This window comes from Streptomyces sp. NPDC005266 (genome assembly GCF_040607655.1).
Taxonomy (GTDB): Bacteria; Actinomycetota; Actinomycetes; order Streptomycetales; family Streptomycetaceae; genus Streptomyces.
On sequence record NZ_JBEXHC010000048.1, the window covers coordinates 1 to 6,889 of the forward strand.

2 protein-coding genes are annotated in these 6,889 nt (G+C 75.3%); both read left to right on the top strand.

Annotated elements, in window-relative coordinates; genetic code table 11:
• Window positions 1-33 precede the first annotated feature (33 nt).
• On the top strand, window positions 34-5,457 hold the full coding sequence (locus ABZU99_RS34715; RefSeq protein ID WP_356228174.1) for an SDR family NAD(P)-dependent oxidoreductase: 5,424 nt from the start codon (window positions 34-36) through the stop codon (window positions 5,455-5,457).
• Window positions 5,458-5,467: 10 nt separating this feature from the next.
• The coding region (locus tag ABZU99_RS34720) for a beta-ketoacyl synthase N-terminal-like domain-containing protein (protein WP_355955289.1) at window positions 5,468-6,889 on the top strand (1,422 nt) is incomplete at its 3' end.

A 6,889-nucleotide genomic window follows, 5' to 3' on the forward strand; every position in this document is an offset into this window, starting at 1 on the left:
CTGACCGCGCCCAATGGTCCGTCGCAGCAGCGGGTGATCCGGGCCGCGCTGGCCGCTGCCCGACTGTCACCGGCGGATGTGGACGCGGTCGAGGCCCACGGTACGGGGACCGCGCTGGGTGATCCGATCGAGGCGCAGGCGCTGCTGGCCACGTATGGCCAGGACCGGTCGGCGGAACGGCCGTTGTGGCTGGGCTCGGTCAAGTCGAACATCGGTCACACGCAGGCCGCGGCAGGCGTCGCCGGCGTCATCAAGATGGTGTACGCGATGCGGCACGGTCTCATGCCGCGCACCCTGCACGCCGACACGCCCTCCCACCACGTCGACTGGGAGTCCGGCGCTGTCGGTCTGCTCACCGCGGCGCGGGAGTGGCCCGTGCTGGAGCGTCCGCGCCGGTCGGCGGTGTCGTCGTTCGGCATCAGCGGCACCAACGCCCATGTGATCCTCGAGGCGCCGCCCGAGGACACCACCGCTCCCGAACCGGCCCCGGACGCCCCCGTGATCCCGTGGGTGCTGTCCGCGCGGACCGCCGACGGGGTGCGGCGCCAGGCGGAACGGCTGCTCGCCACGATCGACGGCGCCTCCGGACTCGATGCCCGGGACGTCGGCTTCACCCTCGCCACCGGACGGGCCCTGATGGACCACCGGGCCGTCCTGCTCGGCGCCGACCGCGGCACGCTCACCGCCGCGCTGGCCGCCCTAGCCCGGGGCGAGGACACACCGGACGCCGTCGTCGGCGAGGCCGGGGAGGCGGGAGCCGGCGGGCTCGCGCTGGTGTTCTCCGGCCAGGGAGCGCAGCGCGCCGGGATGGGCCGGGACCTGTACGAGCGGTATCCGGTCTTCGCCGAGACGTTCGACGCCGTGTGCGCCGCAGTCGACGCGCACCTTGACGGACACGCCGGACATCCGCTGCGCGACGTCGTGTTCGCGCCCGCCGGCTCCCCGGCGGCGGCGCTGCTCGACCAGAGCATGTACACGCAGACGGCGCTGTTCGCGCTGGATATCGCGCTGTGGGAGCTGCTGCGGTCCTGGGGCGTCGAGCCCGGCCATGTCATGGGGCACTCCCTGGGCGAGATCACCGCGGCGTGCGCGGCGGGCGTGCTGTCCCTGCCCGACGCGTGCGCGCTCGTCGCGGCGCGCGGACGTCTGATGCAGGCGCTGCCGGAAGGCGGCGCGATGGTGGCGCTCGCCGTCGGTGAGGAGGAGGCACAGGCATACCTCCGGCAGGCGGCGCTGACGGACGCCGTCGGCATCGCCGCAGTCAACGGCCCGCAGGCGGTGGTGATCTCCGGCGACGAGCCGGCCGCCCTGGCCGTCGCCGAGCACTTCCGGGCCGCCGGGCGCAGGGTGCGCCGGCTCTCTGTGTCCCACGCCTTCCACTCGCACCGCATGGACGCGATGCTCGACGAGTTCGCCGACGTGCTGGCCGGGCTGGACTTCCGGCCGCCGCGCATCCCGCTCGTGTCCAACGTCACCGGCGAACTTGCCGACCCCGAGCGGCTGTGCACGCCCGCGTACTGGGTCGAGCACGTCCGCCGGGCCGTCCGCTTCGCCGACGGGGTGCGGTGGCTGGCCGGCCAGGGAGTCACCGCGTACCTGGAGGTCGGTCCGGACGCCGTACTGACGCCGATGGTGCATGCGACCCTCGACGCCGTCCTCGACGACGGCGGCTACGTCGCCGCCGCCACGCTCACCGCCGGCCGGCCCGAGCCGCAGGCCCTGGCACGGGCCCTCGCCCAGCCGTTCGCGGCGGGCCTGCCCATGGCCTGGGAGCGGCTGCTGCCGGGCGGACGCCGGGTGGAACTGCCGGGCTACCCGTTCGCCGGGCAGCGCTACTGGCAGGCGGCCGACGAGACCACGGCCGGTCTGCGGGCCGCCGGCCTGAGCGCGACCAGCCACCCGCTGCTCGGTGCCGCCGTGCACCTGCCCGACGGGCAGACGGTCCTCACCGGCCGGGTGCTGCCCTCCGCGCATCCCTGGCTCGCCGACCACGCGGTGGGCGGCACGGTCCTGCTGCCCGGCACCGCCTTCCTCGAACTGGCCCTGCACGCCGGCGCCGAGGCCGGTTGCCCGGTCGTCGAGGAGCTGACCCTGCACACCCCGCTGGCCCTGCCGACCGGCACCGCCGTCTACCTCCAGGTGATCGTCGGCGCCCCGGACGGGGCGGGCCGCCGGACGGTCGGCGTGCACTCCTCGGCCACGCCGCCCACCTCGGCCGCCATGGACGAACCGCCCGTGCGGCATGCCACGGGCGTGCTCGCCCCCGCGGCCCCGCGACCGGACAGCGACTGGACCTGGCCGCCGGCCGGCGCACAGCCCGTGCCCCTGGACGGGTTCTACGAAGGCCTGGCCGAGCGCGGCTACGGCTACGGCCCGGCCTTCCGCGGCCTGCGGGCCGCCTGGCGCACCGGCGACGAGCTGTACGCGGAGGTCGAACTGCCCATCGCACCGGGCGGGTTCGGCCTGCACCCGGCGCTGCTGGACGCCGCCCTGCACACGGTCACGCTCGGCCTGCCGGCCCGGGCCGGAACGGATGCCGCGCAGCCTCTGCTGCCGTTCTCCTGGACCGGCGTGACCCTGGAGGCGACGCGGGCACCGGCCCTGCGGGTCCGGCTCGGCGCGAGCGGTGACGGAACCGTCTCCCTGACCGCCACCGACGCCCTCGGCCGCCCCGTCATCACCGTCGACGCGCTGGCGCTGCGGCCCATGACCGCGGGCGCGGCCCCGGAGCGGGACGGCGGACTCCACCTGCGCTGGCGCGCCTTGCCGGCCGGGGACGCGGGCGCGGTGTCGGCGGACCTCACCGTCGTCCACGTCGAACCGGGCGGCGACCTGCGGACACGGCTGGCCGAGGTGCTGGCGCTCACCCAGCGGTTCCTGGCCGGCCCGGCGGACACCGAGGCCCGGCTCGCCGTCGTCACCCGGGGCACGCTCATGGACCGGCCCGACCCGGTCACCGCCGCGGTGTGGGGCATGCTGCGCTCCGCCCAGGCCGAGCACCCCGGGCGGCTGCTGCTCGCCGATCTGGACACGTGGTCCGACCAGGCCCTCGCGGTGGCCGTCGGCACCGGTGAACCGCAGGTCGCCGTGCGGGACGGGCAGCCGTACGCACCGCGCCTCACCCGCACCGGGCCCGCCCTGCTGCCGTTGCCGGATGGGCCCGCCCGGAGGCTGCGCAGGACCGGCGAGGGCGCGGCGCTCACCCTTGTCGCAGCATCGGACGGCGATGCACTCGCCGGATCCGATGGAGAGATGCTCGCCGGACAGGACGGCGACCAGCCGCTGGGCCCGACGCAGATCCGGGTGTCGATGCGGGCCGCCGGGACCGACCCGGACAGCCTGTCGGCCACCGAGGGCGCCGGTGTCGTCACCGAGACCGGCCCGCGGGTCACCGCAGTCACCGTCGGCGACCGGGTGTTCGGTCTCTTCCCGCGCGGCGACGCCCTGTCCCGGGAGGCCGTGACCGACCACCGGGACGTCGCGCCGATCCCGAACGGCTGGAGCTTCGCCCAGGCCGCGGCGGCCCCGCGGGCCTTCCTCACCGCCTGGCACGGCCTGGTGGACGTGGCCGGGGTGCGGGCCGGACAGCAGGTGCTGGTCCACGCCGCCGGCACGGACGTCGGTCTGGCCGCCGTCCAGCTCGCCCGGCACCTGGGCGCCGAGGTCCACGCCACGGCACCCGCCGACGCCCGGGACGCGCTGCGCGGCCTGGGCCTGGACGAGGCGCATCTCGCCGAGCCGGGAGCCGACGCCTTCCCCAAGACGGTCCCCGCGGGTCTCGCTGTGGTCCTCGACCCGCTGGGCGGGGACACCGCGGCGGCCTCCGCCGCACTCCTCGCCGACGACGGCCGGTACGTGCCCGTCGCCGGCCGGTACGAGACACCGGGCGACCAGACACACCCGGGCACGGCACCGGTCGACATCGCCGACGTCGAACCCGCCCGGCAGCGGGAGCATCTCGCCGCCCTCGGCAGCCTGTTCGGCCGGGGCACGCTCCAACCGCTGCCCGTGCACGCCCACGACGTACGGGCCGCCGCCGAAGCCCACGGCTCCGACCGCACCAGCCCGGCGCTCCTCACGATCCCGCGTCCGCTCGACCCCGACGGCACGGTGCTCGTGACCGGCGCGAGCGGCACCCTGGGCCGGCTCGTCGTACGGCGGCTGGTCACCGACCACGGGATACGGCATCTGCTGCTGCTCAGCCGCAGCGGCGCACCGCTGCCCGAGGACCTGCTCGGCGAGCACGTGACCGCGCTGTCGGTCGCCTGCGACGTCGCCGACCGCGACCAGCTCGCCCGGGCCCTGGCCCGGATACCGGCCGAGCATCCGCCGACCGCCGTGGTGCACACCGCCGGCGTCCTCGACGACGGCGTCCTTCAGTCCCTCACCCCGCAGCGGCTCGACACCGTGCTGCGGCCCAAGGCGGACGCGGTGCGGCATCTCGACGAGCTGACCGCCGACGCCGATCTGGCGGCCTTTGTGGTGTTCTCCTCGGCGGCCGGCGTCCTGGGCTCGCCCGGCCAGGCGAACTACGCCGCCGCCAACGCCTACCTGGACGCCTTCGCGGCGCGCCGGCACGCAGCCGGCCGGCCGGCGGTTTCCCTTGCCTGGGGCATGTGGACCGAGACCAGCGGGATGACGGCCCGTCTCCACACCGCCGACCGGGACCGGATCGCCCGCACCGGACTGCTGCCGACCGGCACCGAGGAGGGGCTGGCGGCCTTCGACCGGGCCCTGTCCGCCGCCGTACCGTTCGTCGTCCCGGTGCGGGTCGACACCGGCGCCCTGCGCGCGGACACCGCCCCGGTGCTCCTGCGCGACCTGGCGTCCCCCGCCCAGCGGCGGACCGCCGCGGACGCCGTCCCGGCGGCGCAGGACGAGCCGCTGGCGAGCCGGCTGCTGCGGATGCCCGCCGAGCGCAGGCGCGAGACGCTGCTGGAGCTGCTCCGCACCGAGGTGGCCCGGGTGCTCGGGCACACCGACCCGGGTCGGATACCCGCCGACGGCGCGTTCCGCGACCTCGGCTTCGACTCGCTCACCGCCGTCGAACTGCGCAACCGGGTCAGCGCCGGCACGGGCCTGAAGCTCAGCTCGACCGCCGTTTTCGACCACCCCAGCCCCAGCGCCCTGGCCGACCACCTGCTCGCCGGCCTCGCCCCGGCACCCGCCGCGGCGCAGCCCACCGGCGAGACGACCTACGAGCAGGTCATGGCCGACCTCACCCGGATCAGAAGCCACCTGACCGCACTGAACCTCACCGGCGCCCAGCGCACCGCGCTGGCCGAGACCTTCCGCAGCATGTCGGAGCCGTGGACGTCACCACAGTCCGCGGTGGAGGCCGAAGAATCCGAGTCGGCCGGCCTCGCATCGGCGTCCGCGGCGGAAGTCCTCGACTTCGTCACCAACAGCCTCGGCATCTCCGTCTCGGGCGACGAATCGCCCACCCACCACAGTTGAGAGTGAGCTCATGCCCACCGAAGAAGAGCTGCTGAAGTACCTCAAGGCGGTCTCCGAGGAACTGCACGCCACGCGTGGCCAGTTGCGGGTCCTGGAGAGCCGCCGCACCGAACCCGTCGCGATCGTCGGCATGGCCTGCCGGCTGCCCGGTGGCGTGTCCTCGCCGGACCACCTGTGGGACGCCGTCGTCAAGGGAGAGGACGCGATCGGCGACTTCCCCGCAGACCGCGGCTGGGACGTCGAGGGGCTGTACGATCCCGAACCGGGCAACCCCGGAAAGACCTACACCCGCTCCGGCGGCTTCCTGGCCGACGCGGCCGACTTCGACCCGGCGTTCTTCGGGATCGCCCCGCGCGAGGCGCTGGTCATGGACCCGCAGCAGCGCCTCATGCTGGAGACCTCCTGGCAGGCCCTGGAGAGCGCGGGCATCAACCCGCAGACGCTCAAGGGCACCCGCACCGGCGTCTTCGCCGGCTCCTTCCACCACGACTACGACCCCGGCGGGGGCAGCGTCGGCAGCCTCGTCTCGGGCCGCGTCTCCTACCACCTCGGCCTGCAGGGCCCGGCCGTCACGGTGGACACGGCGTGCTCGTCGTCGCTGGTGGCCCTGCACCAGGCGGTGCAGTCGCTGCGCGAGGGGGAGTGCTCCCTCGCGCTGACGGGCGGTGCGACCGTGCTGTCGACGCCAGGAGTCTTCGTCGAGTTCTCCCGCCAGCGCGGGCTGGCCGCCGACGGCCGCTGCAAGTCGTACGCCACCGCGGCGGACGGCACGGGCTGGGCCGAGGGCGTCGGGGTGCTGGTCCTGGAACGCCTCTCCGACGCCGAACGCAACGGCCACCGGATCCTCTCGGTCGTGCGCGGCACAGCGGTCAACCAGGACGGCGCCTCCAACGGCCAGACCGCGCCCAACGGCCCCGCACAGCAGCGGGTCGTCCGCGACGCGCTCGCCGGTGCCGGGCTGACCCCCGCCGACGTGGACGTGGTCGAGGGCCACGGCACGGGCACGACCCTCGGCGACCCGATCGAGGCGCAGGCGCTGCTGGCCACGTATGGCCAGGACCGGTCGGCCGAGCGGCCGTTGTGGCTGGGCTCGGTCAAGTCGAACATCGGTCACACGCAGGCCGCGGCAGGTGTCGCCGGCGTCATCAAGATGGTGCAGGCCATGCGGCACGGTGTCATGCCCCGCACCCTGCACGTCGACGAGCCCTCCCAGCACGTCGACTGGAGCGAGGGCCACGTCCGGCTGCTGACCGAGAATCAGCCCTGGCCCGAGCTGGACCGTCCGCGTCGTTCTGCGGTGTCGTCCTTCGGCTACAGCGGCACGAACGCGCATGTGATCCTGGAGGGGGTTGCGGAGGAGGAGGTGCCGGCCGGGGAGCCGGTGTCCGGTGGGCTGGTGCCGTGGGTGCTGTCGGCGCGGGGTGTGGCGGCG